The organism is Salinibacterium hongtaonis, from assembly GCF_003065485.1.
Lineage (GTDB): Bacteria > Actinomycetota > Actinomycetes > Actinomycetales > Microbacteriaceae > Homoserinimonas > Homoserinimonas hongtaonis.
Genome location: NZ_CP026951.1, coordinates 1,998,639 through 2,024,915 on the forward strand (window position 1 = coordinate 1,998,639; position 26,277 = coordinate 2,024,915).

A 26,277-nucleotide genomic window follows, 5' to 3' on the forward strand; every position below is an offset into this window, starting at 1 on the left:
TTCCCCTGCCACAATTCTCATCGAGCAAATTGATCAGACCATGAAGCGGAACCCGACTTCCCGCTCCGCAGCATCGCTGATTAGAAAAAGTGCTGGTCAGAAGCGAGCTACACGTTGAAGCGGAACTCCACCACATTGCGGTACGGACTAACCCCTGGGCTGTGCGGTGCACAGTGTCTGCAGCAGACGCGAGAATGTCCGGATCGTTGTTGTCGTGTGGCTGCCAGGCGACGCGTCGATCATCCTCCCATTCCTTACGGAAAGGGCCTGCGCGGGTCGCCTTCTGTCAAGGGAGGAACAGGTCTCTCACCCGAAGCGTCTGCGAGTACGTCGCGAACGGGTAGAGCTTCACGGCCTCGATCTGCTGGAGTTGGTCTGGTAGAGACCCCATAATGTCGGAGACGACAGGTTGGAGGTTTGCTGCGACGGTGACGGCGAAATTTGCGAGATGGTCATCGTGGAGTTTGGCGTCGCGTTCGAGCACGCGAAAGCTGTCGGGCCCGATGCTGCCGATGGTGGCTGAGCCGGCGATGCTGAATGCGAGCTTGACCCCGTCGAACGCCCGATAGTCGGCGGCGCGTACGGTCGAGGGGAACTCAAAGGGGAGAGAGGAGTTGAGGTCGTAGAACGGTGACAGAACCGTGGCACCGGGAAGATGGCTGAGGGAGTAATTCTTGGTGTGACCGTCGTTGTGGCCGATGATCCAGGAGAACACGAGGCATTCTGCGAACCGCCTCTTGGCGGCCCGTGCGTTCCCGGGGTCCAACTCGCGGTCGAACAGAGTGAAGAGGTCTCGGTAGCTCGGGCCACCATCGCGTTCGTACTTGTTCAAGAACGAGACACCTGTGGCTTGGGCGAGGTCTTCTTGGTGGATGCGGAGGTACCGGTCACCGTCCTGGAGTCGGTCGAAGCGTTCCACGATGAGGACGTGCTCACCCTCGAACACTCCGACCTCGGTGCTTGCCACGGTCAGTCCGAACTGGCGAGCTACCTGCAGGGTGATGTGTTCGGTCACGTCGGATCCGGGAAGGGTGTGCACGCCCGGCTTGAAGATGTGTGTGGAGGGGTGCTGTCCGGAGGGCTCGTACCACTGACCGTCGCGGTGTGCGAGGGCGAACTTGCCTTGGGCACCGCCGAGAGAGAAACCCTCCTCGACAGTTCGCTGCTGGAGCCAGTCAGAGTCATCTGCCCGGATCTGACGGATGCGCGCAGCGATCGCGTCGTCAGTGATCGGCGACAGATCAGAGGCGGTGCGCGGTGCGGTACCGGTTGGGTAGAACTCCAGCGCCCCTGCCACATCGGCGCCGTACACGGTGAGGAGATCGAACGCGCTGTCGCTGGTGAGTTTCGCATCCGTCGCCCACTTGGTGCGTACGTCCGGGCGGTCGGGGAGCAGGTTCTCCAGGAATCGCCGGGTGGTTGTTCCCGAAGCAGCGCCCGCCACCACCGGAAGCTGAACAGAGATCGGCACCGGCTGACTACTGTAGATGTAGTGCTGCAGGTACCGCAGGGTGAGGTTGTCACCCTGTCGTTTGATCGTGGCGACGTGCTCGTCGTAGAGATAGACGTCCAGTGAGTTGATCATCGTCCACCTCGATGGTTGCTCTCAGGGAGTGCCTTGGCCGGCTTGTCGCCAGTCTTGTGGGTTGCCGGATGACCAGCTTCGATCGCTGACCGCAGGAGAGCCCGACTCGCGTCGTCAGCGATGGCTCTAAGTGATTTCCGGACTGGGGCGGTCAAGTCTGCGGTGGCGAGGGTTTTCCGAATGTTGTCTGTGGCCGATGCTGTTACTGTGTCGAGCGATGGCTGGAGCTGGCGAAGTGCCGCCTGAGTGAAAGCGGCGGCGTCGATACCCTGGGTGACGCGAGTGATCGCGCTCTCCGGGATGCTGCTTCCAGCGTTGGCGGGTCGAGCGCCGGTGCCAGTTTCTTCAACCGGTGCCCCATCGAGGCCAATGCCGAGGTAGTCGAGGATGAGGATGAGAGTGTCGAACGAGACGCCACCGTGTCCGCGCTCGATACGGGCGAGAGACTGCCTGGTGATCCCGGCAGCATCGGCCACATCCTGCTGCGTGCGACCCTCAGCTTGACGACGCGTCTTGACGAGGCGGGCAAGATCTGCGGACTTGCTTATCTTCATGGGCGCCTCCTCGTTGTGTCACATATATCGAACATCTAGATGATGTCAGATAAATCTACCATCTGCATGAAGTTTGGTAAAGATAACATTCTAATGATGTGCGGAAAATATAACATAGCGTGCGAGCGCTGGACCGTGCGGGTACGACAGGTCGCGAGGTGGGGTTCACACGGCCGCTGCGAACTCAGCGAGCCGGCTCTGGCTGAGATTCTTCCGCATGTGACGGACGCCGCCGCCAATCGCACGCACGTCCATCCGCCCGGCGAACACCGACTCCAGCTGCAGGTACTTCGTCGCGAGTGGGGATGCCATCAACCCACCAGCGCCAGTGAGACGACAATGGTCACGGCGATTGCCTCATTCGATCAACTGCCATCACTCAGCCACCTCGCCGCTCCCCAAAACACCCTTAGAGGACTTCTGAGCTGACGGCGCCGAACAGGCGACAAGTGTGGCCGCTACTGAGATCACAGCCATAGTGCCAAGTGTCCTGCACTGCAGACTTCTCATGTTTCGAGCATGTCATCGCTCCCGACGCTAGTCCACGGTGCTGCGGCTCTAGACGCAGAGTCGTAACTTGGACACACTGGCCCATGCCGAGGTACCGCACTGAAAGCCCTAATCAGAGCCTTAACTACACGTTAAATCTGAACTCGACCACGTCGCCATCCTGCATGACGTAGTCCTTGCCCTCCATGCGGGCCTTGCCCTTGGCGCGGGCCTCTGCGACCGAACCGGTCTCCATGAGGTCCTCGAACGAGATGACCTCGGCCTTGATGAAGCCCTTTTCGAAGTCGGTGTGGATGACGCCAGCCGCCTGGGGTGCCTTGGCTCCCTGCGGGATCGTCCACGCGCGGGTCTCCTTGGGGCCGGCCGTGAGGTAGGTCTGCAGGCCGAGGGTGGCGAAGCCGATGCGGGCGAGCTGGTCGAGACCGCTCTCTTCCTGACCGGTGCTGGCGAGCAGCTCGGCGGCGTCGTCGGGCTCGAGCTCGATGAGCTCAGACTCGAGCTTGGCGTCGAGGAACACGGCCTTCGCCGGGGCGACCAGCGCGGCCAGCTCGTCGAGCTTTGCCTTGTCGCCGAGAACATCCTCGTCGACGTTGAAAACGTAGATGAACGGCTTAGCCGTCAGCAGACCGAGCTCGCGAATGGGCTCAAGGTCGAGCTTGGTGTTGGCGGAGAGCGGCTTGCCCTCGTTCAGCCAGTCGCGGGCGGCCTTGGCCGTTTCGAGCACGATGGGCTCGGTGCGCTTGGTCTTGACCTCTTTTTCGTAGCGCTCGATAGCCTTCTCGACGGTCTGGAGGTCGGCGAGAACCAGCTCGGTGTTGATGGTCTCCATGTCGCTGGCAGGGTTGACCTTGCCGTCGACGTGCACAACATCCTCGTCGCTGAAGGCACGCACCACCTGGGCGATGGCATCCGCCTCACGAATGTTCGCGAGGAACTTGTTGCCGAGGCCCTCGCCCTCGCTCGCGCCCTTGACGATGCCGGCGATGTCGACGAACGACACGGGGGCCGGCAGGATGCGCTCGCTGCCGAACACCTCGGCAAGCTTTGCGAGACGCGCATCGGGCAGGTTCACGATGCCAACGTTCGGCTCGATCGTGGCGAACGGATAGTTCGCGGCGAGCACCGAGTTCTTGGTCAGCGCGTTGAAGAGGGTTGACTTGCCCACATTGGGGAGTCCGACGATTGCAATAGTGAGAGCCACGAGAGATAAGGCTACCGTGACCCGGCTGAATCAATCTGCGACGAACCACGCCGGTCCTCGCGGCGGGCGGCGTCGGATGCTCGTGAGACGATCTTTATGTGCCAGTGAATTTCACCGCGATCGACTTTGAGACCGCCAATTCGTCCAGCGCCTCGGCGTGCTCCGTGGGTCTCGTGAAGGTGCGAGACGGCATCGTCGTGGACAAGGCATCCTGGTTCATCAAGCCGCCGGTTGGGCACGACGCGTTTCTCGAATGGAATACCCGCATCCACGGAATCGTCGAAGAGGATGTTGCGGATGCTCTGGGCTGGGCCCAGCAGCTGCCCGATTTGATCGCATTCGCCGACGGCGACCACCTCGTCGCCCACAACGCCCGCTTCGACATGGGCGTCATCTCCGGCGCCTGCGCCGCCACCCTGCAGGAGACGCCGTCATTCGACTACCTGTGCAGCCTGCAGGTGGCCCGCAAAACCTACAACCTCGACTCCTATCGCCTGCCGGTCGCGGCCATGGCGGCGGGGTTTGAAGATTTTCGCCACCACGATGCCTTGGCCGACGCTGAGGCGTGCGCGGCGATCATCGTGCACGCGGCCAAGCGCCACGAGGCCACAGACATCCCTCACCTGGCCACGATCGCCGGGGCGAACATCAAGTCGATCGGCGCTGCCGCCGCCGACAACGCCCCGATGGTGCTGAGCTAGTTTCCCTGCGCTGCGGTGGCGCGTTCGTAGAGCAGAAACAGGTCAGCGCGCACCTCGTCGCGGCTGTGGAGCTCGTGGCTCCACGGAACCTCCACCTGAGATTCCTGCCCGGCCACAGTGGCGGTGAACACGGCGCGCTTCTCGTCGAACGACGTCATGGTCGCCGATTCTGCGTCGGCTACACCGCCCAGGGCCCGCACAATCTGCAGGGTGATCCCAGGCTGGCTGGTGTTCATATAGTTCGTGATCGCGGTGACAACATCGTCAGAAAAAGTGCTCATACGGCAATCGTGCCACCTTTCGCTGGCCTCCCGCTTTCGAGGCTCGCCGCCGTGCAGATCCCGATGTCGGATGCTCCGGGCACACTGGAATCATGGATCCCGTCGTGCTTCTCATCATCGGCCTCGTGCTCGGTCTCATCGTGGGTGCCGCGCTCGGGGTTGTCGTCGCGCGCTCCCGCCAGGCCGGGGCGGCCACCGGCACCGCCGCTGTTCTCGAGGCCCGCCATGAGACCGCCCTCAGCGAGCTCCGGGCGCGCGAGCAGGCGGCCCAGGCACAGCTTGCTGCCGAGCTCGCGTTTACGCAGGCGACCGCGGATGCTCTGCGCGAGCAGGTCAGCGGCTTGCAGCAGCAACACCGCGAGCTAATGGAACGCCAGCGCCTCGACCAGCAAGCCCACACGGAGCGCGAGCGCGTCGAAAGCCGCGTGCTGCAGGCGCTCACTCCCGTGCAGGAGAATCTGCGGGCGATGCAGCACAAGGTCACCGAGCTGGAGGAACAGCGCAGCCGCCAGCACGGCGAACTCAGCCAGCAGCTGCGTTCGGCAACTGAGTCTGAAGAGCGCCTGCGCAGCACCGCGGAGGCACTCGCCTCTGCCCTCAAGAGCAACAGCACCCGCGGAGTCTGGGGCGAAACCCAGCTTCGCAACGTCGTCGAGGCGGCCGGGCTCATCGAGCGCGTCGACTTCGATGTTCAGGCCAGCATCACATCGGATGCCGGCGCGGGCCGCCCCGACATGGTCGTCCACCTTCCCGGCGGCAAGAACATTGCCGTCGACGCGAAGGTGCCGTTCACCTCCTACCTCGAGGCAAGCCAGATCGCGGTGACGGCGACAGGTGAGGAGGGCGCCAAGCGCGAGCAGCTCATTCGCGCCCACGTGAAGGCCCTGCGCTCGCACATCGACACCCTGGCAGGCAAGACCTACTGGGCGGGGCTCGACGCCTCTCCCGAGATGGTGATCGCCTTCATTCCCAGTGAGTCCCTCGTCTCAAGCGCCCTCGAAGCTGACCCGTCGATCATGGACTACGCGTTCTCCAAGCGCGTTGCCCTCGCCTCACCGGTCACCCTGTGGTCGGTGCTCAAGACGGTTGCGTTCAGCTGGCAGCAGGATGTGCTCACGGCCGACGCGAAGCAGTTGTTCGATCTGAGCAAGGAGCTCTACGCCCGCCTGAGCCGGCTCTCCGACCATGTGGAGAAGCTCGGACGGTCCATTGAGCGGAGCGTGAAGGACTACAACTCGTTCGTCGGCTCGCTCGAGCGCCAGGTGCTCCCCAGCGCCCGCAAGCTCGGCGCCCTCGATGAATCGAAGGTCCTGGGCACGCTGCCCGGCATCGAAGAGACCCCTCGCCTGCTTACGGCGTTCGAGCTGACGTCAACTACAGACGACGACACCGATCCAATGCCGACTCGGCCAGAACTCGTCTCCTAGCGCGCAGGACCGGTGGTTACTCTTCGAGCCACTTCGAAACGAGGTGATCGGCAGAAACTCGGCGAATCGTGCCGGAATGCGAGCGAAGAACGATGCTCTCGGTGCGGATGATCGGCCCGAGCCTGCGAACGCCCGCCACCATCTCGCCGTCGGTCACGCCGGTAGCCACAAAGAAGGTGTTCTCGCCGCTGACCAGGTCATCGGCTTCATACACGTGGCCGAACTTGAGGCCCGCGTCGAGACCCTTCTGGCGCTCGTCGTCGGTGCTCGGCACGAGGCGTCCCTGAATGAACCCGCCGAGTGCCTTGATGGCTGCAGCGGTCGCGACTCCCTCGGGGCTTCCGCCGACTCCGACACACATGTCGATGCGGCTTTCATAGCGTGCAGCGTTGATGCCGCCGGCGACGTCACCGTCGAGCATGAGGCGGGTACCGGCACCGGCTTCGCGGATCTCCTCGATGAGCTGCGCGTGGCGGGGGCGGTCGAGAACAGCAACGCGAAGCGCCGAAACGTCCTTGTCCAGCGCCTTGGCCAGAGCACGGATGTTCTCGCCGATGGGCTTGCGGATGTCGATGACACCGCCACGACCGGCGGCACCCGTAACGATCTTGTCCATGTAGAAGACCGAAGAAGCGTCGAGCATGGTGCCGCGATCTGAGACGGCGATCATGGAGATCGCGTTCTGCCGACCCGCTGCGGTGAGAGAAGTGCCGTCGATCGGGTCGACCGCAATGTCGCAGGCCGGCCCGTTGCCGTTGCCGACGTGCTCGCCGTTGTAGAGCATGGGCGCTTCGTCTTTTTCGCCCTCGCCAATGACGACTACTCCGTCGAAATCGACCGTGCCGAGAAACTTGCGCATGGCATCGACGGCAGCGCCGTCGGCCTTGTTCTTGTCTCCGTGACCGATCCAGGGGTACGCGCGGATCGCGGCGGCCTCTGTTGCCCGCACAAGCTCCATGGCGAGGTTGCGGTCAGGATGCTCGATCATGGTGCGGTCGGAGTCGTTCACACTGGTCCTTCACTTGCGAAGCGGATTCTGCACGCGGCGGGTGCCGCGGTGGTCAGTCTATCGAGCCTCAACCACTCCCCTTGGCGGAGGGATGCTGGCTAGACTTTGAGCCGTTCCCGTTCGTTTTGCCGTTCGCTACATCGTTCCGCCAAAAGGAGACGCAATGCCCATCGCCACCCCCGACCAGTACGCCGAGATGCTGGACAAGGCTAAGAAGCAGGGCTTCGCCTACCCGGCAATCAACGTGTCGTCCTCTCAGACGGTCAACGCCGTGCTGCAGGGTCTCACGGAGGCGGGATCTGACGGCATCATCCAGGTCTCCACCGGCGGTGCCGACTACTGGGCCGGCCATTCAGTGAAGAACCGAGCATCCGGCGCCCTTGCGTTTGCCGCATTCACGCGCGAAGTGGCCAAGAACTACCCCATTACCGTGGCGCTGCACACGGACCACTGCCCCAAAGATGCGCTTGACGGCTTCGTTCTGCCCCTGATCGAGGCCAGCGAGGAGTCGGTTCGCAACGGTGGAGAGCCGATCTTCCAGTCCCATATGTGGGACGGTTCGGCCGTGCCGCTCGGCGAGAACCTTGAGATCGCCAAGACCCTCCTCCCCCGCATGAAGAACATCAACTCGATTCTCGAGGTTGAGATCGGCGTTGTCGGTGGCGAAGAAGACGGCGTGAGCCACGACATCAACGAGCACCTGTACACGACGCTCGACGACGCCATTGCTACCGTCGAGGCTCTCGGCTTCGGCGAGCAGGGCCGCTACATGGCCGCGCTCACGTTCGGCAACGTTCACGGGGTGTACAAGCCCGGCAATGTGAAGCTGCGCCCGGAGCTGCTGCGCGAGATTCAGGATGGCCTGAGCGCCAAGTACGGACGCGACGCCCTGCCTCTCGACCTCGTGTTCCACGGTGGGTCTGGTTCGACAGCGGAGGAGATCGCCACTGCGGTCGCCAACGGTGTCGTCAAGATGAACATCGACACCGACACGCAGTATGCGTTCAGTCGTTCGGTAGCCGACACCGTGTTCAAGAACTACGACGGGTTCCTCAAGGTCGACGGCGAGGTCGGCAACAAGAAGGTCTACGACCCGCGCTCATGGGGCAAGAAGGCCGAATCCGCCATGGCCGCCCGTGTGGTCGAGGGCGCCCAGCAGCTTGGCTCGGCCGGCAAGTCAGGTTCCTAAGCCACAAACACAAGATGGGGCGGTCGCGCACAGCGCGGCCGCCCCATCTTTGCGTAGCTGCAGATGCCTGCAGCGCTACGGCACGAACGAGGGGTTCGACGCCACGTAGTCGGCGAAACCGGGGTCTGCGAGCAGCGCGGCCATCGACACGGCAAGCACGACAAGCGCGGCGATCGCCCCAGCGACCAGCGGAATCCACCACGTGATGCGATTGCGCCGCAGCGACGCGAACGATGCCCACGCGGTGAAGAGCCACAGCACCGCCTGGGTGATTGCGGCGGCCAGCCCGAGCGAAGCGGCGAACTGCCCCTGGGTGTACTCGCCGATGCCGTACTGCTCAAAGACAGTGTTGAGCCCTTCGGCAAGCGAAAGCAATCCCGGTGTCGTCGTAATCACGGTGACCAGACCAAACGCGAGAAGCGCGAAGGTGACGAAACGGTCGACAGGATGCCGCGGGCGGCTTGCCGCGGCGGGCGCTGTGGGTGCACCACCGGAGGCCGCTTGCGATAGCCCGGCGGTGTGAGCGACGGGGGCAGGCTCCGAGGATGCGGTCGATGCTGCGGGCGTCGGAGCTGTGAGCGAGGCGAGGTACTTGCGGTACTCCTCGATGGTCATGCCTCGCGCCTGCGCGACCTCCTCGGGAGTGGCGTATGCGCCGTAGGCGGGCCGTGGTCGGGCGGCGTTGTCACTCATGGGGTTTGCCAATCTAGTTTGCGGGTGCGGCCACCGAGGCCGCGAGCATCCGGCTGCCCTGAGACATCGCGCCGAAGCTCTTTGGGCAGGGAGAACATGAGGTCCTCCTCCGCGGTGACAACCTGGTCGACATCTCGATATCCGGCGAAGGCGAGGTCGGCGAGTACTTGCTGCACGAGAACCTCGGGCACGGAGGCTCCTGAGGTCACGCCGACGGTGGCAACGCCATCGAGCCACTCCTGCCGAATCTCGCTGGCATAGTCGACTCGGTAGGCGGCCTTGGCCCCATATTCGAGGGCGACCTCAACGAGGCGAACACTGTTGGAGCTATTGGATGATCCGACGACGATGACCAGATCGGCATCCTCGGCCACCTTGCGCACGGCGACCTGGCGGTTCTGGGTCGCGTAGCAAATGTCATCGCTCGGCGGGTCTTGAAGGTGGGGGAACCGCGCACGAAGAAGGCGCACCGTCTCCATGGTCTCGTCAACGCTCAGGGTGGTCTGCGAAAGCCAGACGAGTTTGTCGGTCTCTGGCACGATCAGCGTGGCAACATCGTCTGGGCTATTGACCAGGGTTGTGCGCTCGGGGGCGTGGCCCATCGTGCCCTCGACCTCCTCGTGACCGGCGTGGCCGATCAGCAGGATGTGAAAGTCGTCTCGCGAGAATCGGGTCGCCTCACGGTGCACCTTGGTCACGAGCGGGCAGGTGGCGTCGATGGCTTCGAGTTCGCGATCCTTCGCGCCCTGGACTACTGCGGGTGAGACGCCGTGGGCGCTGAAAACAAGGTGGGAACCACGGGGCACCTCGTCGACCTCGTCGACAAAGATTGCGCCCTTCTGCTCAAGGGTCGAGACAACGTGAACGTTGTGAACGATTTGCTTGCGCACATAAACGGGCGCACCGTAGTGCTCAAGGGCCTTTTCTACCGCGACAACAGCGCGGTCGACTCCCGCGCAATAGCCTCGAGGAGCGGCAAGAATAACCCGCTTTGCCCCGGCAACGGGCTCGTCGCGAAGTTGTTCCCGACGGACGGGAACAACAGGGTCGGCGATGGCCTGAAGACGGCCGTTAGTGATCGTGCTCACCCCGCCAGTCTAGGCCGCTGGCCTGCCGAGTCCCTGTGCCTCGGCACCGCGGCAGGTGCCTCTCCTCCCGGGCGCGAACCCGGCGCTGCGTTCACCGTCGCCACCCCCGCTCGGCATATCTGTCGGCGCCCGACAGTATTCTTGAAAGCGCACACGATCAGCCCAGCCGCGGCAGCATCATCCGAAGCGCGCCAGCCCACAGAGGACACATCATTCCCGACACCGAAGCCCTGCCAACGGTCGATACGCCGTGGCCGGTGAGCCTGCTCTCCACCAAGATCAAGGGGTGGATCGAACGGCTCGGCGCGGTGTGGGTCGAGGGTGAGATCACGCAGTGGGGCGTCTCCGGCGGCACCGTCTATGGCAAGCTCAAAGACCTCGATGTCGACGCGACCGTGAGCTTCACGATCTGGTCGTCTGTGCGCTCTCGCGTGCCGGCCGATCTCGGTCAGGGTGCCAGGGTGGTCGCCCTCGTCAAGCCCAACTACTGGGTTAAGGGCGGCACGCTCACGATGCAGGTGCTCGAAATGCGCCATGTTGGCCTCGGCGACCTGCTCGAGAGGCTTGAGCGGCTTCGTCAGAAGCTTCGCTCCGAGGGCCTGTTCGACCCCTCGCGAAAGAAGGCGCTCCCGTTCCTGCCCGCCGTCGTGGGTCTCGTCACCGGCAAAGATTCGGACGCCGAAAAGGACGTGCTGCGCAACGCCCAGTTGAGGTGGCCTGCGGTTGAGTTTCGGGTCGCCCACGCCGCGGTGCAGGGCGACCGCGCGGTCACCGAGGTCATCGCCGCGATTCGCCGGCTCGACTCCGACCCTGAGGTCGATGTCATCATCGTCGCTCGCGGCGGCGGCGACTTTCAGAACCTCCTCGTCTTTAGCGACGAAGCGCTTGTGCGGGCCGCCTCCGATGCCGTAACCCCTCTCGTCAGCGCCATCGGGCACGAAAACGATCGTCCCCTCCTCGACGACGTTGCCGATCTGCGCGCATCAACGCCGACGGATGCCGCCAAGCGCGTTGTTCCCGACGTCGCAGAGGAGATGAGCCGTGTGCAGCAGGCCCGCGCCCGCATCGGGATGCGCCTCACCTCCCGCATCTCCACGGAGATCGACAAGATCGAGCAACTGCGCACTCGGCCCGTGCTCTCCTCGGGTGACTGGATTATCGACACTCGTTCAGACGAGCTGGGGCGCTGGGTCGGCCGCAGCCGCGAACTGGTCGAGTTGCGCCTCGAACGCTCACAGGCGACCGTGGGCGAGCTCGCATCGCGTCTGCGAGCGCTATCCCCTCAGGCCACCCTCGACCGCGGGTATGCGATAGCGCAGATGCCAGACGGCTCCGTTCTCCGCACGGCAGACGATGCCACGGTCGGCGGCGCGCTCACGCTCACACTCGCTCGCGGCTCCGTAGGCGCAGAGGTGACCTCAACGTCGCCCGAGCGAGCATCCGCCCTCTCCCCCACGACCCCCGACAGCGAGCAGCCCGCAGCAACGGCAGCTCGAAAGGTAGAATCACACAGTGACTAACACACCCCCCACCGATGTGGCGGCCCTGAGCTATGAAGAGGCCCGCGACGAACTCGTCCAGGTGGTCTCTGCACTCGAACAGGGTTCGTCGACACTCGAAGAGTCTCTCGCCCTGTGGGAGCGAGGCGAGGCCCTCGCCGCCCGCTGCGAGGAATGGCTAATCGGCGCAAAAGCGCGACTCGATGCGGCTCGAGCGGCGGCAGAGTAGTGGCACGCAACCCGGGGCGCGGTCCTCGCATCGTCGCCGAGCTCGGCCGACCAGAAACCCCAGAAGAAACAGCGGCACGCAAGGCCGCGACCTCAAAGAACCACCGCGAGAATCAGACGACGCTCAACCTTCTGGTCGCCCTCGGCATCTCGCTCATCGTCGTGCTCATCATCGTCGCGGTCGTAGTCCGGCCGGACGCCCCGCCTGCCGAGCCTGTCGACTACCAGACCACCGCGTCTCAGATCCAGCCGCAGTTTGACGAGACCATCGTCAGCCCAGAGCTCGGCGATGGCTGGCGGGCGAACGCTGCCCAACTCGAGAACGGCGCCGACGGCATCTCGTCGTGGTACGTGGGCTTCATCACGCCGTCCGACAACTTCGCCGCCATGACGCAGGGCATCGATGCCAACCCCACGTGGCTCGCAGCCCAACTGCGCAACGGCTTTGCCACTGGCACAGTGACGATCGCCGGGATCACCTGGGATGTCTACGATCGGCGGACCGCCGAAGACCCCGGCAACCTTGCCTACGCACTCACTACAACCGTCGGAGAGAGCACAATCGTTCTCTTCGGTACCGCCCCTAACGAGGAGTTCACGGAGCTTGCCGAGGCCGTGGCTCAAGAACTGGAAGGCTCATCCCGGTGACATCAGCAGCTCACAAGACGCCAGCGCGGGCATGGCAAGAAATGGTCAGGGGCAACGAACGCTTCGTTGCCGGAACACCCAACCACCCTCGCCAGGATGTCGAGCGACGCGAGGAACTTCTCGGAGCCCAGTCCCCCGATGTCGCTCTCTTTGGCTGCAGTGACTCCCGGCTCGCTGCCGAAATCATCTTCGACAAGGGCCTCGGCGACCTCTTCGTCGTGCGAAATGCCGGTCAGATCATTTCGGATTCGGTTGTCGGCAGCCTGGAATACGCGGTCGCCGTGCTCCACGTTCCCCTCATCGTCGTGCTCGGTCATGACGAGTGCGGTGCGGTTCGCGCGGCCATCGACTCGCAGGAGACCAGGGCCCCCCAGCTTCCGCCGCACATTCACTCGCTCATTGAGCGCATTACGCCGGCCGTGCTGCGGGTTCGGCGCAGCCTCGACCCTGGAGTGCGCCCCGACGCCACCGAGGTCGGCCGCGAGCATCTGCGCGATACCGTGCGCCAGCTCATCGAATCGTCCGAGCTCATTAGCGACGCCGTCGCCGCCGGTACGCTGGCTATCGTCGGCGCAAACTACCGGCTTCTTGAGGGAACCGCTGTGCCCGACGTCATCGTTGGTGCGGCCTGACACCTCTTCCGCTTTAGCCTCACCACAACATCCGTGAACAGAAAGAGATGACAGCGCCGTGACCGCACAGCCTGAGTACCGCATCGAGCACGACACCATGGGAGAGGTCCGCGTCCCGATCGACGCCCTCTACCGCGCCCAGACGCAGCGTGCCGTAGAGAACTTCCCCATTTCGGGCAAGGGACTTGAGCCCGCCCAGATCGCGGCGCTCGCCCGCATCAAGAAGTCAGCGGCAATCGCCAACAAGGAGCTTGGCGTGCTCGACGCGGCCATCGCTGACGCGATCGTGTTCGCTGCCGACGAGGTCATCACGGGCCAGTACGACGCCCACTTTCCCGTCGACACCTACCAGACCGGCTCTGGCACGTCGTCGAACATGAACATGAACGAGGTTCTCGCGACGCTGGCCACCCGCCACCTCGGCGCAGACGTGCACCCCAACGACCACGTCAACGCCTCGCAGTCGTCCAACGACGTGTTCCCGACCTCCGTGCACGTCGCCGTGACGCAGGCCCTGATCCACGACCTCGTGCCCGCCCTCGACCACCTCGCCAAGTCCCTGGAGAAGAAGGCCGAGCTGTGGAAGACCGCCGTCAAGGCTGGTCGCACGCACCTCATGGACGCGACACCCGTAACTCTGGGTCAGGAGTTTGGCGGCTATGCCCGCCAGATTCGCCTCGGCATCCAGCGCGTCGAGGCCGCACTGCCCCGCGTCGCGGAGGTTCCCCTCGGCGGCACCGCTGTCGGCACCGGCATCAACACCCCCGCGGGATTCCCCCAGAAGGTCATCGCGCTCCTCGCGGCCGAGACCGGGCTCCCCATCGTCGAGGCAGAAGACCACTTCGAGGCCCAGGCCAACCGTGACGCCCTCGTCGAGGCATCCGGTGCGCTTCGCACGATTGCGGTTTCGCTGACCAAGATCAACAACGACCTGCGCTGGATGGGCTCCGGCCCCAACACGGGTCTCGGCGAGCTCCACATCCCCGACCTCCAGCCCGGGTCGTCGATCATGCCCGGCAAGGTCAACCCCGTCGTTCCCGAGGCCGTTCTCATGGTCTCGGCTCGCGTCATCGGCAACGATGCAACGGTGGCGTGGGCAGGAGCCTCGGGCTCCTTCGAGCTCAACGTTGCCATCCCCGTCATGGGCACCGCGCTGCTGGAGTCGGTGCGCCTGCTCGCTAACGCGTGCCGGGTGCTCGCAGACAAGACCATCGACGGGCTCGAGGCCAACCTCGAGCGCACGACGGCTCTCGCCGGGATGTCGCCCTCGATCGTGACCCCGTTGAACAAGATCATCGGATACGAGGCCGCCGCCAAGATCGCGAAGCACTCGGTCGCCAAGGGAATCACGGTGCGCGAGGCTGTTATCGACCTCGGTTACGTTGAGCGAGGCGAGCTCACAGAAGAGCAGCTCGACTCTGCTCTCGATGTGCTCTCGATGACGGTGCCGCCCACGGCATAATCGTCACCACATAAGCGGGGGAGGCGCCGAATCGGCACCTCCCCCGCTTATGTGTTTCTCCGTGAAGCCCGCCGCAGCTCAACCGCGATGCTGACTGCCCGTCGCTTCTGGGTTACTTGATCTCGGCGATTCTCGTCATCGACGAACCGTCGAGGTTTTGCACGTCACGCTCGCCCACGTCGGCGCCCAAGTTGATGGGGATCAACAGCGTCGGTCCAACCATCGCGTCGCCGGAGCAATACCCGTTGCCGGGGTGGGCAGAGCCGACCGCCTCAGGGATCGCCGAGAAGATGCCGATCTGCACGGTGGTCTCGGTTTCGATGACCACGGCCTCCATGGGGGCACACTGCGCCTTGACGCGCACGTTGACAACCAGCTCGGCGCTGTCGAGCGCGGCGAAGCCGAGGCTCGGGTCCCCGCCGAGAATGTTGTCGTCGGACCCCGGTGGGTCGTATTCCTTGAGGAACGCCAGATAGCGCGGGCGATGATTCACGTTGTCCACGATCTGATAACCCAGGATGTCTTCGGCGACAAGTGAGGGATCCGCCGCGTCGCTCCCCATGATGACGCGGTTGACAACGACCGGCTCGGGCGCGTTTCCCCACATCTTCTGGAGCGCAGTAACCGGTGGCTCGGGGGTCGGCAGCGCTTGAACATAGGTGATGCCGGTCACGGTGCCAACCGTGATGAACGTGGCAACCCCGATGCCAGAAATGACGCGCTGCGCGCCGTAGGCCGCCGCACCCGGCTCTGCGGCTTCTCGGTCACGTCGCATCCAGGATGCGAGCACACGCCATTGAGATCGCGGCCAGAAAAGGCCCCACACGAAGAACACCGCGAACAGTGCCGCCGCAAAGACCAGAAAACTCACCCTTTGACTCTAGAGCGTGTGGGGCCCTGTGACCTCCGAACTACCCCAGCTCGGTGGATTCCAGCATCTCGGTTACGAGGGCGGCGATGGCGCTGCGCTCCGATCTCGTGAGCGTCACATGACCAAAGAGACTCTGCCCCTTGAGCGCTTCGATCACCGAGGCGACCCCGTCGTGTCGCCCCACCCGCAGATTGTCTCGCTGCGCAACATCATGGGTGAGCACAACGCGGGAGTTCTGACCGATGCGGCTGAGCACCGTGAGCAGCACATTCCGTTCAAGCGACTGGGCCTCATCGACGATGACAAAGGCATCGTGAAGCGAACGACCCCGGATGTGCGTGAGCGGCAAGACCTCCAGAAGCCCTCTTTCTAGGACTTCGTCGAGCACGTTCTGCGAAACAACGGACCCCAAGGTGTCGAAAACGGCCTGAGCCCACGGGTTCATTTTCTCGCCGGCGTCGCCGGGCAGGTAGCCGAGCTCCTGCCCTCCCACGGCATACAGCGGCCGGAACACCATGATCTTGCGGTGTTGCTGCTTTTCCAACACGGCTTCGAGGCCTGCGCACAGGGCGAGGGCAGACTTGCCGGTGCCAGCGCTGCCGCCGAGCGAAACGATGCCAATCTCGGGGTCGAGAAGCATGTCGATCGCGAGCCTCTGCTCGGCCGACCGGCCATGCAGCCCAAATACCTCTCGGTCGCCGCGAACTAGACGCAACTCTCCCCTGGCCGTGATGCGGCCCAAAGCCGACCCGCGGTCGGAGTGAAGCACGAGTCCCGTGTTGATGGGCAGATCGCCAATGGCTCTGGTCGAGAGCCGCTCCCGGTCATAGAGCGTAGCCATCTGATCGGCCGTCAGGGTGACCTCGGCCATGCCCGACCACCCTGAGTCCGCGGCCATTTCGGCACGATATTCCTCGGCCGCAAGACCGACGGATGCTGCCTTGACTCGCAGTGGCAGGTCTTTGGAGACCACGGATACGTCGAGACCCTCAGCGGCGAGATTCATTGCCACTGCCAGAATGCGCGAGTCGTTATCCCCCAGTTTGAGCCCCGAGGGGAGGGCGTCCATGCTGGAGTGGTTTAGCTCGACGCGGAGAGACCCGCCGCGACCCACTTCGATGGGAAAATCCAGGCGCTCGTGTTTGACGCGTAGCTCGTCGAGCAGCCGGAGCGCCTGACGGGCAAAGTAACCGATCTCTGGGTCATGCCGCTTTGCTTCAAGCTCCGCGATAACAACGACCGGCAAAACGACGGCATGCTCGGCGAACCGAAACATCGCCCTCGGATCGGCCAGCAAAACCGAGGTGTCGAGCACGTAGGTTCGCACCGCCTGCGACGACCCGGAACGGGAGCCGGAAGTCGGCCCCGCAATCGGCTGCTGGATTGACTGGAATGACTGGGCCACGAGCGCTCCGTCCCCGGGCGAGGATGCCCGGTTTGTACTCGGCGACACGGCCACTGCCCGCAGCACGGGCGACGCTCGAAACGATCGTTCGTGGCCGTTTCGATCAGGCGCCATACCTGATGAACCTGACGTTACGACGCTAGCCCGCCGAGGTCTAGAACGACACGCGGACTAAAAGTTACGGGCAGATTACTGGCCCAGAACGGCGGGCGCTGTTACGCGATTCTCCGGTCAGAGCGTGCTGGTACTGGCGAATTCTGCGAGCGATTCTCGCAGCATCCCGAACGTCTGATCCGTCGTAGAAACATGCACGCTCAGTCGCACGGTGCCCTCCCGAGTCGTCACCGAAACGCCGTGGTTGTAGAACGCTGCGGCGAGCAGGGTCAGCTGGTCTGGCTGCGGTTCAACCACGATGATGCCGGCACGCTCGGAACGATTGCGGGGCGAAACCACCGTCATGCCGAACTCATCCACGATCGACAGTGCTCGGTCCAGAGCGTCTGAAACGGCATCGCTAATCACGTCAACGCCGACCGCGCTGACGGCTTCTACGGCCGCCGCCAACCGGGCCTGAGCGTTAGGCGCGGGCTTTGCCATGCTGAAGGAGGACGCTTCCTGCGGAGGCTCCGGGACGTCCTCGGGCACCTCAGTGCCTGGCGCACCCCTCCACCCTGAGAGAACGGGATCGAGCTGTTCGACGGCCCGGTCGCTGAGCGCCAGAAAGCCCGTTCCTCTGCCCGCTCTGAGCCACTTCTGACCACCACAGGCGACAACATCGGCGACCTCCAGGGGCGCGTCAACCACGCCGACGCCCTGAACAGCATCGACAACAAGCAGTCGGTCGCCGATCACCTGGCGCACGCCCTCGAGGTCGGTGAGAAAGCCCGTGCGGTGATCGACGAGGCTCACCGCGACGGCCGTGACGTCATCCGTGAGCTGCTCGCGCAGGGTGCCCGGCATGATGCGGCCATACTCGGGTTCAAGCCACACCGTGGAGAGCCTGCCGAGGGCCCGCTCCGCTCTGGCTGCGGCAAACCGCATGCTGGGATATTCCAAGGGTGACAAGGCGATGGTGCCCTCTAGACCGAAGAGCGCGTGCATAAGGCCCGTGCTGGTATCGGGCTGGAACACAACTTGATCGGCACGGAATCCGGTGAGCTCTGCCACTGCCCCGAGCGCCCGTTCCCCATGCTCTTCAGCCAGGTCGATGCTGGCAAATCGCGAACGGAACGAGAACTCGCCCATCATTCGCTCTTCGGCAAGAACGGCACCGGATACGGGGCCGAGGCGAGCGAAATCGAGGTATCCGGCGTCTTCGCCGAAGTCTGCTGCGAACTCGTCAAGCGTTGTCATGGGGTGCTCCTTACGGAGAGGATCAGGAACCGAAGCGCCGATGGCGCGTCGCGTAGTCGCGGAGTGCGCGCAAGAAGTCCACCTCACGCAGATCGGGGCCTAGCGCCTCGACGAAGTAGAACTCACTGTGGGCGCTTTGCCAGAGCATGAAATCGCTCAAGCGCTGCTCCCCCGACGTGCGGATAACCAGGTCGGGATCGGGTTGTCCCCCCGTGTACAAATGGTTGCCGATGAGCTCCGGCGTAAGAATTTCGGCGAGGGCTTCGAGGGTGCCGCCCTTGCTGTCGTGATCGCGCACGATGCTGCGCATCGCATCCACAATCTCTCGCCTGCCGCCGTAGCCGACCGCAAGGTTGATATGAAGCCCTGTGTTGCCCTCTGTACGGCGCTCAGCCGCCCTCAGCGCCTCCACGAGAGGCTCGGGCAGCCCTTCGGTTGATCCCACATGCTGCACCCGCCAGTTGCGGTAGTGCGAGAGGTCTTCGGCGAGGTCGGCGATGATCTCGAACAGCCCGTCGAGCTCGTCCTCGCGTCGACCGGTGAGGTTGTCGGTGGAAAGCAGGTACAGGGTTGCAACTTCGATGCCGAGATCGTCGCACCAGACGAGAAACTCCCGAAACTTAGCGGCCCCTGCCCGGTGACCGTGCGCGACGGCACCGAGCGAGCGCTGCCGAGCCCAACGCCGGTTGCCGTCGAGAATCATCGCGACATGCTTGGGCAGTTCCTGTCGGCTGAGCCACCGACGGATGCGCTTCTGGTACACGTCATAAAGGAGGCCGCGGCCCAGTGACACTTCCCGTTTTTGCACGGGGTATACGCTAGCCCACGGTGCCCGCAAGTCAGCAGGAAACCTCTCACAGCGATCCGCTGCCGTGCACCTCTAGAATCTCGCCATGACGATGTCGCGCCCCGATCTTCCTAACGATTCCACTGTGAACGAGAACGTCGACGAGCCCGATCTTCCCAACATCCCCGTCCTTGAGGATGACCTCGAGCAGCATGACGAGGTCAAGCCGACCTGGCGCGGGTGGATCCACGCAGCGACGTTCCCTCTAACGATCATTTTGGGCATCGTCCTGCTCGTCTTCGCCGACGGCACCGCGGCCAAAGTGTCATCGGCCGTGTTCATCGCCTCGTCAATGTTGCTGTTTGGCATCTCCGCGCTCTATCACCGCTTCAACTGGAGCGACCGCACCAAAATGCTGCTCAAGCGCTTCGACCATGCCAACATCTTCTTGCTCATCGCTGGGTCGTACACCCCCATCACGGTGCTCGCTCTGCCCGAAGACAAGGCGGTGCTTCTTCTCTCGCTCGTGTGGGGCGGAGCCCTGATCGGCATCGGATTCAGAGTCTTTTGGATCGGAGCACCGCGCTGGCTCTACGTGCCGTTGTACGTGGTCCTGGGATGGGCCGCCGTCATGTTTATGGGCGACTTCTTCGCCGCGGACGCCACCATGATGACGCTGATCATCGTCGGAGGGCTCTGCTACACCGTCGGCGCGGTCGCGTATGGCACCAAGCGCCCCAATCCCATCCCGGGCGTCTTCGGCTTCCACGAGATATTCCACTCGCTCACCCTGATCGCGTTCCTGTGCCACTGGGCGGCGATCTTCATCATCGCCACCAACCCCGTCACATAACGAGGCAGGTACCTCCGGGACGCCGCCCGGCGGCCCGGCGCAGTTAAGCGCTCGGCGCGGTTAGGCGCTCGGCGGCGTCTCGTCCTCGGGTCCGGTTCCGGCACCGGTCTGGCCATCCGCGCGCTCCGCGGCAAGCTTGTCGCGCACTTCTTCGCGGTAGCGGGTGCGGCGGACACGACGGTTCATGTCGAGCACAATGAGCACCGTCACGGCAGCGATCAGAAAGATCGCGAAAAAGCCGATGACCCCGGGGGTCACCGTGTTCGGGTCGAAATCGGGCTCATCCTTGGCAAATCGCACGGCCGAAGCCGCGGTGACGATAGCGGCGATGGCGCCATGAAGTAGTGCGCTCACGCGCCCACCTCCCCATTTTCTGTGTCGAGTTCGGTGTGCTCGGTGTCGAGCTCAATCCCGGCGAACAGATCGTCCTCGGGAATAGTGGTGGGCACATGCGAGACGACCAGTTCGAAGTCCTCGTATGGCCAGGCGGCGCGCTGCAAGTCGATGGGCCAAAAGAAGAATGAGCTATCCGGCGGAACCTGGCTCGCGTGCGCGAGAAGCGCGGCATCCCGGGCCTCAAAAAATTCGCCGCACGGCACATGGGTCGTCGCGGTGTCTGGCCGTGCGCCCATCCACTCTCGCATGCGTTCGAACTCGGCAACCAAGGGTGACTCAGGGTCGCGAGCGATGAGTTCCTGGCCGATCGCCTCGATGCGGCTCACGTTGAAGCCGCGGTCGTAGTAGACCTTCTGCACCTGCCATGGTTCGCCTGCCTCAGGGAACCGGCTGGCATCCGCTGCAGCCTCGACCGCAAACATCGTGACCTCATGGGTGCGGATGTGGTCAGGATGCGGATAGCCGCCGTTCTCGTCGTAGGTGGTGACGACCTGGGGGCGAAACTCGCGGATGATGCGGGTGAGCACGGCACCGGAGTGCTCGAGCGGAATCGTTGCGAACGAGTTGATCGGCAGAGGTTCGCCCTCTGGGGGCAGCCCCGAATCCGCGTAGCCGAGCCACCGGTGGTCGACCCCGAGAATCTGCTGTGCGCGCTGCATCTCTTGGCGGCGGTGGCCGGCCATATCCCTGTCGGCCATAGCGCGAGGAGTGAGCCCTTCGTAGAGCACGTCGCCACGCTCGCCGCTCGTGCAGCTAACGACCATGACCTGCGCGCCCTGACTGCGATAGTAGGCAGCGGTCGCGGCGCCCTTGCTCGACTCGTCGTCGGGGTGAGCGTGTACAGCCAACAGCCGCCTGGTCACGGAGCTCCTTATATGCGAATAGTCTTAAGACAAGCGTAAGGGGAGACGGTGACAAGCGCAGACAGTAGGACGGAAGGCACCCAGCCGACCGACCTCGACGCTCGCTACGGACGCACGCCCAGCGTGCGGGCCCGGCAGAAAACTATCGGATGGTCGGCCGCGATCGCGGTCGTCCTCGTCTTTGTGGCGTGGGTTGCGTGGGTGGCCTTCGACGGCACCTCCGCGACGATCGAGACACGCGACATCGGTCACGCGATCGTCGATGACTCGACCGTGCGCGTGAGCTTTGAACTTTCGGTGACTCCGGGTACGGACGTGGCCTGCGCATTGCAGGTTCAGAACGATCTCCACGCAATTGTCGGCTGGAAGGTCGTAGAGATTCCGGCATCCGATACCTATACGCGAACCTTCACCGAAAACGTGAGAAGCATCGAACCGGGCGTCACAGGGTTGCTCCACAGCTGTTGGCTGACCTAGACTGACGAATTCGATCACGAGATCGGCCGACATGGCCGGTCTCATTCGTTTATGCGACTCCGTACTGCGGAATCGCGGAGCGTGGACCGTTCTCCCTCAACCGCTGAGTTGCGAACGGTCCCCTTTCTTTTGAGGAGTACATCGTGTCTGGGCAGATCACCGAAACCTGGTTGACCCAAGAGGCTTACGACCGCCGCAAGGCAGAGCTCGAGCTGCTTACGGGCGAAGGCCGCACCGAGATCGCGAAGAAGATTGAAGCTGCGCGAGAAGAGGGCGACCTCAAGGAGAACGGCGGATATCACGCTGCGAAAGAGGAGCAGGGCAAGATCGAGGCGCGCATCCGCGTGCTCACCGAGCTGCTGCGCCACGCCAAGGTCGGCACGCCTGCGGCAGAAGGGGTGATCTCGTCGGGCACCGTCGTCACCGCTCGCGTGCAGGGCGATGAAGAGGTCTTCTTGCTCGGCAGCCGCGAGATCGTGGATGAGACTGACCCCGACGAGCTCGATGTCTACAGCGAGGCAAGCCCCCTGGGCGAGGCCATCCTGGGCCTCAAGGCAGGCGATACCGCTACGTACATCGCGCCGAACGGGCGCGAGATCACGGTGCAAATCGACAAGGTCGAGCCTTACCGCGCATAGCGCACCACAGCATCCGAAAAAAGAACGGGCCCGCCAAGGTTTGCACTCGGCGGGCCCGTTCTTTGTCTAACTTCTTGAGCGGATCTAGCTATCGATGCGGGGATCGTATCCCGCCTCGCGCAGCCGCTCGAGAACTCTCTGCACGTGCTCAGGGCCGCGGGTCTCGATGCTCATATCAAGCTCGACCTCGCTGATGAGGGCGTTGCGGCCATGACGAGTATGCATAACCTCGACCACGTTGGCATTGGCCTCGCTGATAAGTTCAGCGATGCGCGCCAACTGACCGGGGCGGTCAGGCAGCATGACCCGGAGCTTGACATAGCGATCGGATGCCGCCAGGCCGCGGGAGATAACCCGCTCCATGACCTGTGGATCGATATTGCCGCCGCTGAGAATGGCCACCGTAACTCCGGAGTTGACCACCTGGCCCGTGACGATGGCGGCCACGGCCGCGGCTCCCGCAGGCTCGACCACAAGCTTGGCCCGCTCCAGCAGAACAAGCAGTGCCCGCGCGATGTCGTCGTCGGTGACGGTCACGACCTCATCCACGATCGACCGGATTATCTCGAAGTTCAGCTCACCGGGGGTGGCGACGGCGATTCCGTCCGCAATGGTCGGCGAGGTCACGACGCTCTGTCGCACACCGCTCTGAAGCGAAAGCGGATATGGGGCGGCACCCGCTGCCTGCACGCCGATCACGCGGATGCGGCGGCCCTGCAGGGCGAGCTTCTGATGAAGCGCACTCGCAACGCCGGCTGCGAGCCCTCCGCCGCCGATGGGCACGATGACGGTTTCGATATCGGGGACCTGATCGAGGATCTCGAGCCCGAGCGTTCCCTGCCCCGCAATAACATCGGCATGGTCGAACGGTGGGATGAGCACGGCGCCTGTGGCCTGTGCGAACTCAGCGGCAGCCCGGAGCGGCTCCTCTACCGTGTGGCCTCGGAGAATGACCTCGGCACCATACTGGCGCGTGGCCTGCAGCTTGGGCAGGGCAACCCCTACTGGCATGAAGATCGTGGCCTTGATGCCGAGCTCCCGCGCTGCGAAGGCGACGCCCTGGGCATGGTTACCGGCCGAAGCTGCAACGACTCCCCTGGCCCGCTCTTCGGGGCTCAGTTGCGAAAGCCGATTGTAGGCACCGCGAATCTTGTACGACCCCGTGCGCTGAAGCGACTCGCACTTGAGGTGCACTGGTGCGCCGACAAGGTCCGCGAGGTAGCGGGAACTCTCCATCGGGGTCAGCTGCGCGACTCGGGCAACACGCACCCGCGCCTCTTCGAAATCGTGGAGCGTCGGCCCCGGCACTGCGGTCGCCATGTCGACCTCCGGAACCGTGATATCGGTCATGCCCTGTCCTTGCGTTTCGAATCTGTAATTACCGGGCGTCCGAACTCATTGGGATTCGCTTGCCCCGGCGGCAGTCGCCATCGACCCCTCGCGATGTATCCGACCATCACGTTAAGGGTTGCGATGACGGGAACGGCGAACAGCGCCCCGGGAATGCCGGCGAGGTAGCTGCCGCCAGCGACGGCTAGCACGACGGCCAGCGGATGAACCTTGACGGCGTTGCCCATAATGAGGGGCTGCAGAATGTGGCTCTCGACCTGCTGCACGAGAAGCACAATGCCCAGCATGATGAGCGCAATGACGATGTCTTTGTAAATGAGGGCGATGAATACCGCGAGCGCACCCGTGATCACCGCGCCGATGATGGGCACAAACGACCCCAGGAACACCGCGATCGCAATCGGCACGACGAGCGGAAGCTGGAGGATCGCTGCCCCCAGCCCGATGCCGACCGCGTCGATGGCCGCCACGAAGATCTGCACCTTGACGAAGTTGGTCAGCGTGCCCCAGCCCGCGAGACCGGAACCATTGACGGCCGCACGAGCCTTCTGAGGAAAGAGGCGGACGACCCAGTTCCAGATGCCTCGGCCATCGATGAGCATGATGATCGTCGCGAAAATCACCAGGAATAGGCCAGCGACAAAATGACCCGCCGACGAGCCGATCGATAGCGCTCCGCTAACCCAGACCTCGCTATCGCGCTGGATCGTCGTCCAAAGCTCCTCACCGTACTGCGTGATCTGATCTTCAGTCAGGTGCAGCGGCGACTGCAAGAGAAAGTCTTTTAAGCCCTCCCACGCAACGAGCGACTGATCCCTCAGATCGGGCCATCCGACTCGGATCTGCCACACCACGAGCACGACCAGACCACCGATTACCGTGATGAGGGCGGTGAGGGTGGTGACGATAGCGAGCCACCGCGGCCAGCGATGCCGAACGAGAAACTGCGTCAACGGCACGAGAAGCGCACTGAGCAACGTGGCGATCATGAGGGGCACAACCACGATGCGCAGTTCCATGATCAAGAACACGAAGATGGCCAGCACGCCAGTGATTGCAAGAATGCGCCACGACCACGCACCGGCAATGCGCACGCCCGTTGGCAACGAATCGTCTACGCGAGTACGCGCGACATCGGTTGATGAGGCCTTGCCCTTGCCGAATATCATCACGTCAGTCTATGCGTGGCTGCCGCCACAATCATTCATATATTCCGAAGGTGGAATCTACACGCGGCTCCCCAGCGGGCGAGCACGAGAGGCTCGCAATGTCGGAGCCCAGGGATATGGTCGAGGCGATGCCACGACAATCTCTCTCGCTGCCCGAGGCGCGACGCCTCGCGCTTGGCGCGCAGGCTCTCGCCAGCACGCCGCAGAGCAGCGGCGTTGTTGCAGAGCCTGCGGCTGGTTCCGCACCCCGTGCTGGAGCAAGTTCGCGACGCTTGCGTGGCCTCATCGACCGAATCGGTCTCGTGCAGCTCGACTCCGTCAACGTCTTCGAGCGCAGCCACTACCTCCCGCTCTATTCACGCCTCGGCGCGTACGACAAGAAGATCCTCGACCGCATCACGTTCACCGGGGGCGGAACCCATATCGAGTACTGGGCGCACGAGGCGGCAATCATTCCCGTCGAGTCGTGGCCCCTCATGCGGTGGCGAATGGAGCGACTCCGAGCAAAAGACCTATCCTCCCCCCACGGCTGGGCACGCAGCAACCCGCAGATGTTGGAATGGCTGCTCGCGGAGATCGCGGAGAAGGGGCCCCTGCCTGCGAGCCAGATTGAGCACGACGCCAACAAACGCACCGGGCCGTGGTGGGGCTGGTCGGACGTCAAGCACGGGCTCGAGTACCTCTTTCGGTGGGGAGACCTGGTCAGCGGGGGGCGGTCGCGCTTCGAGCGGGTCTACGCACTGCCCGGGCAGGTGTTACCCCCCGCAATCCAGCACGCCGACATTCCCGAAGCCGAGGCACAGCGGCGCCTAGTTGCACAGGCAGCCCGCGCGCTCGGAGTGGGAACCGCATCCGACTTCGCCGACTACTTTCGAATGCGCTCGGCCGACACCGTGGCCGCGATCCGCACCCTCGAAGACGAAGGCGTGCTCGTGCCGACACTGGTCGAAGGATGGCAGAGGGCATCGCGGCCGCTTGCTGCCTGGATGCACCGTGACGCGGTGGTGCCGAGACGAGCTACGGCGACGGCGCTTCTCTCGCCCTTCGACCCTCTCGTATGGGATCGCAAGCGCACAGAGCGGCTGTTCGGATTCCACTACCGCATCGAAATCTATACCCCGGCTCCCCAGCGCATATTTGGCTATTACAGCCTGCCCCTGCTTATCGACGACCGTCTCGTGGGGAGGGTGGATCTCAAGAGCGATCGGCAGGCCGGGGTACTGCGAGTGCAATCTGCATGGGCGGAGCCCGGAGCACCCGCCGGCACCGTTGAGCGGCTCGCGCCCCTGCTGCGCAGGACGGCGCAGTGGCAGGGCCTCGGCGGCATCGAGGTAGTCAAGCGAGGCACGCTCGCCGACGCACTCGCCGGTGAACTTGGGGTATCCCCGATCTGAGTGCGCCGACGCCG

The 26,277-nt window shown here is 63.9% G+C and carries 28 protein-coding genes; 12 read left to right on the forward strand and 16 right to left on the reverse strand.

Going from position 1 to position 26,277, the window contains the following annotated elements; translation table 11 throughout:
• Positions 1-286: 286 nt before the first annotated feature.
• The 4 genes from C2138_RS09620 to ychF all read right to left on the reverse strand — a co-directional run bounded on the left by C2138_RS09620 (position 287) and on the right by ychF (position 3,850).
• Positions 287-1,585 (reverse strand): HipA domain-containing protein, encoded by a 1,299-nt coding sequence (locus C2138_RS09620; protein WP_108517397.1) that lies wholly within the window; start codon positions 1,583-1,585, stop codon positions 287-289.
• The gene (locus C2138_RS09625) at positions 1,582-2,139 is read right to left on the reverse strand and encodes a helix-turn-helix transcriptional regulator (RefSeq protein ID WP_108517398.1); all 558 of its coding nucleotides are present in this window, start codon (positions 2,137-2,139) and stop codon (positions 1,582-1,584) included. The genes C2138_RS09620 and C2138_RS09625 overlap by 4 nt, the downstream gene beginning before the upstream one ends.
• 165 nt (positions 2,140-2,304) lie before the next feature.
• A complete protein-coding gene (locus C2138_RS13655) occupies positions 2,305-2,451 on the reverse strand; it encodes a hypothetical protein (RefSeq protein ID WP_159078196.1) in 147 nt (48 codons plus the stop codon).
• 322 nt (positions 2,452-2,773) lie between these two features.
• Positions 2,774-3,850: a redox-regulated ATPase YchF gene (gene ychF / locus C2138_RS09630; RefSeq protein ID WP_108517400.1), complete on the reverse strand. Its 1,077-nt coding sequence runs from the start codon at positions 3,848-3,850 to the stop codon at positions 2,774-2,776.
• A 98-nt stretch (positions 3,851-3,948) separates the two neighbouring features.
• On the opposite strand from ychF, the gene C2138_RS09635 reads away from it, so the two are divergent.
• Positions 3,949-4,551 carry an exonuclease domain-containing protein gene (locus tag C2138_RS09635; RefSeq protein WP_108517402.1) on the forward strand — a complete coding sequence of 201 codons (603 nt, stop codon included), beginning with the start codon at positions 3,949-3,951 and terminating at the stop codon, positions 4,549-4,551.
• On the opposite strand, the gene C2138_RS09640 is transcribed toward C2138_RS09635, so the two are convergent.
• The gene (locus C2138_RS09640) at positions 4,548-4,832 is read right to left on the reverse strand and encodes a DUF2470 domain-containing protein (protein WP_108517405.1); all 285 of its coding nucleotides are present in this window, start codon (positions 4,830-4,832) and stop codon (positions 4,548-4,550) included. The genes C2138_RS09635 and C2138_RS09640 overlap by 4 nt on opposite strands.
• A 92-nt stretch (positions 4,833-4,924) precedes the next feature.
• Between C2138_RS09640 and C2138_RS09645 the strand changes: the two genes are divergently transcribed.
• Positions 4,925-6,259: a DNA recombination protein RmuC gene (locus C2138_RS09645; protein ID WP_108517407.1), complete on the forward strand. Its 1,335-nt coding sequence runs from the start codon at positions 4,925-4,927 to the stop codon at positions 6,257-6,259.
• Positions 6,260-6,275: 16 nt separating this feature from the next.
• On the opposite strand, the gene glpX is transcribed toward C2138_RS09645, so the two are convergent.
• On the reverse strand, positions 6,276-7,247 hold the full coding sequence (gene glpX / locus C2138_RS09650) for a class II fructose-bisphosphatase (RefSeq protein ID WP_108519032.1): 972 nt from the start codon (positions 7,245-7,247) through the stop codon (positions 6,276-6,278).
• Positions 7,248-7,431: 184 nt separating this feature from the next.
• Here glpX and fbaA point away from each other — a divergent pair, with 184 nt between their 5' ends.
• Entirely contained in the window at positions 7,432-8,457 is a 1,026-nt protein-coding gene (gene fbaA / locus C2138_RS09655; RefSeq protein ID WP_108517409.1) for a class II fructose-bisphosphate aldolase, read from the forward strand.
• 75 nt (positions 8,458-8,532) lie between these two features.
• On the opposite strand, the gene C2138_RS09660 is transcribed toward fbaA, so the two are convergent.
• Together C2138_RS09660 and C2138_RS09665 are read right to left on the reverse strand one after the other, a co-directional pair.
• Positions 8,533-9,150: a DUF6264 family protein gene (locus tag C2138_RS09660; protein WP_108517410.1), complete on the reverse strand. Its 618-nt coding sequence runs from the start codon at positions 9,148-9,150 to the stop codon at positions 8,533-8,535.
• Positions 9,147-10,229, reverse strand: a complete 1,083-nt coding sequence (locus C2138_RS09665; RefSeq protein ID WP_422395415.1) for a 4-hydroxy-3-methylbut-2-enyl diphosphate reductase — start codon at positions 10,227-10,229, stop codon at positions 9,147-9,149. The genes C2138_RS09660 and C2138_RS09665 overlap by 4 nt, the downstream gene beginning before the upstream one ends.
• 218 nt (positions 10,230-10,447) lie before the next feature.
• On the opposite strand from C2138_RS09665, the gene xseA reads away from it, so the two are divergent.
• The 5 genes from xseA to C2138_RS09690 are packed head-to-tail and all read left to right on the forward strand — an operon-like array spanning position 10,448 to position 14,707.
• A complete protein-coding gene (gene xseA, locus C2138_RS09670) occupies positions 10,448-11,758 on the forward strand; it encodes an exodeoxyribonuclease VII large subunit (RefSeq protein ID WP_108519036.1) in 1,311 nt (436 codons plus the stop codon).
• Positions 11,751-11,966: an exodeoxyribonuclease VII small subunit gene (locus C2138_RS09675; protein WP_108519038.1), complete on the forward strand. Its 216-nt coding sequence runs from the start codon at positions 11,751-11,753 to the stop codon at positions 11,964-11,966. Before xseA ends, C2138_RS09675 begins: the two co-directional genes overlap by 8 nt.
• Complete coding sequence (locus C2138_RS09680) at positions 11,966-12,613, forward strand: DUF4245 domain-containing protein (protein WP_159078197.1); 648 nt, start codon at positions 11,966-11,968, stop codon at positions 12,611-12,613. Before C2138_RS09675 ends, C2138_RS09680 begins: the two co-directional genes overlap by 1 nt.
• 41 nt (positions 12,614-12,654) lie before the next feature.
• Positions 12,655-13,245: a carbonic anhydrase gene (locus C2138_RS09685; RefSeq protein WP_108517413.1), complete on the forward strand. Its 591-nt coding sequence runs from the start codon at positions 12,655-12,657 to the stop codon at positions 13,243-13,245.
• 58 nt (positions 13,246-13,303) lie between these two features.
• Positions 13,304-14,707, forward strand: a complete 1,404-nt coding sequence (locus C2138_RS09690) for a class II fumarate hydratase (protein ID WP_108517415.1) — start codon at positions 13,304-13,306, stop codon at positions 14,705-14,707.
• 112 nt (positions 14,708-14,819) lie between these two features.
• Here C2138_RS09690 and C2138_RS09695 read toward each other — a convergent pair whose 3' ends face one another.
• The 4 genes from C2138_RS09695 to C2138_RS09710 all read right to left on the reverse strand — a co-directional run bounded on the left by C2138_RS09695 (position 14,820) and on the right by C2138_RS09710 (position 19,144).
• Positions 14,820-15,578, reverse strand: coding sequence for a DUF6199 family natural product biosynthesis protein (locus tag C2138_RS09695; protein ID WP_108517417.1), 759 nt, complete (start codon positions 15,576-15,578; stop codon positions 14,820-14,822).
• 40 nt (positions 15,579-15,618) lie between these two features.
• Positions 15,619-17,097 carry an RNA 5'-3' helicase PhoH2 gene (gene phoH2 / locus C2138_RS09700; RefSeq protein WP_199286532.1) on the reverse strand — a complete coding sequence of 493 codons (1,479 nt, stop codon included), beginning with the start codon at positions 17,095-17,097 and terminating at the stop codon, positions 15,619-15,621.
• A gap of 117 nt (positions 17,098-17,214) precedes the next feature.
• Positions 17,215-18,336 (reverse strand): aminotransferase class V-fold PLP-dependent enzyme, encoded by a 1,122-nt coding sequence (locus C2138_RS09705; protein ID WP_108517419.1) that lies wholly within the window; start codon positions 18,334-18,336, stop codon positions 17,215-17,217.
• Positions 18,337-18,358: 22 nt separating this feature from the next.
• Positions 18,359-19,144: an isoprenyl transferase gene (locus C2138_RS09710; RefSeq protein WP_108517421.1), complete on the reverse strand. Its 786-nt coding sequence runs from the start codon at positions 19,142-19,144 to the stop codon at positions 18,359-18,361.
• 85 nt (positions 19,145-19,229) lie between these two features.
• Between C2138_RS09710 and trhA the strand changes: the two genes are divergently transcribed.
• Complete coding sequence (trhA, locus tag C2138_RS09715) at positions 19,230-19,976, forward strand: PAQR family membrane homeostasis protein TrhA (protein ID WP_108517423.1); 747 nt, start codon at positions 19,230-19,232, stop codon at positions 19,974-19,976.
• A 60-nt stretch (positions 19,977-20,036) separates the two neighbouring features.
• Here trhA and C2138_RS09720 read toward each other — a convergent pair whose 3' ends face one another.
• Together C2138_RS09720 and mca are read right to left on the reverse strand one after the other, a co-directional pair.
• On the reverse strand, positions 20,037-20,330 hold the full coding sequence (locus tag C2138_RS09720; RefSeq protein WP_108517424.1) for a hypothetical protein: 294 nt from the start codon (positions 20,328-20,330) through the stop codon (positions 20,037-20,039).
• Positions 20,327-21,235, reverse strand: a complete 909-nt coding sequence (gene mca / locus C2138_RS09725) for a mycothiol conjugate amidase Mca (RefSeq protein ID WP_199286533.1) — start codon at positions 21,233-21,235, stop codon at positions 20,327-20,329. The genes C2138_RS09720 and mca overlap by 4 nt, the downstream gene beginning before the upstream one ends.
• A gap of 48 nt (positions 21,236-21,283) precedes the next feature.
• Between mca and C2138_RS09730 the strand changes: the two genes are divergently transcribed.
• A complete protein-coding gene (locus C2138_RS09730) occupies positions 21,284-21,712 on the forward strand; it encodes a DUF4307 domain-containing protein (RefSeq protein ID WP_108517426.1) in 429 nt (142 codons plus the stop codon).
• A 143-nt stretch (positions 21,713-21,855) separates the two neighbouring features.
• A complete protein-coding gene (gene greA, locus C2138_RS09735) occupies positions 21,856-22,350 on the forward strand; it encodes a transcription elongation factor GreA (protein ID WP_233245472.1) in 495 nt (164 codons plus the stop codon).
• A gap of 84 nt (positions 22,351-22,434) precedes the next feature.
• On the opposite strand, the gene ilvA is transcribed toward greA, so the two are convergent.
• Together ilvA and C2138_RS09745 are read right to left on the reverse strand one after the other, a co-directional pair.
• Entirely contained in the window at positions 22,435-23,700 is a 1,266-nt protein-coding gene (ilvA, locus tag C2138_RS09740; protein WP_408640549.1) for a threonine ammonia-lyase, read from the reverse strand.
• Complete coding sequence (locus C2138_RS09745; protein WP_108517428.1) at positions 23,697-24,869, reverse strand: AI-2E family transporter; 1,173 nt, start codon at positions 24,867-24,869, stop codon at positions 23,697-23,699. Before C2138_RS09745 ends, ilvA begins: the two co-directional genes overlap by 4 nt.
• Positions 24,870-24,997: 128 nt before the next feature.
• On the opposite strand from C2138_RS09745, the gene C2138_RS09750 reads away from it, so the two are divergent.
• Positions 24,998-26,263, forward strand: a complete 1,266-nt coding sequence (locus C2138_RS09750) for a winged helix-turn-helix domain-containing protein (RefSeq protein ID WP_241961098.1) — start codon at positions 24,998-25,000, stop codon at positions 26,261-26,263.
• Positions 26,264-26,277 lie beyond the last annotated feature (14 nt).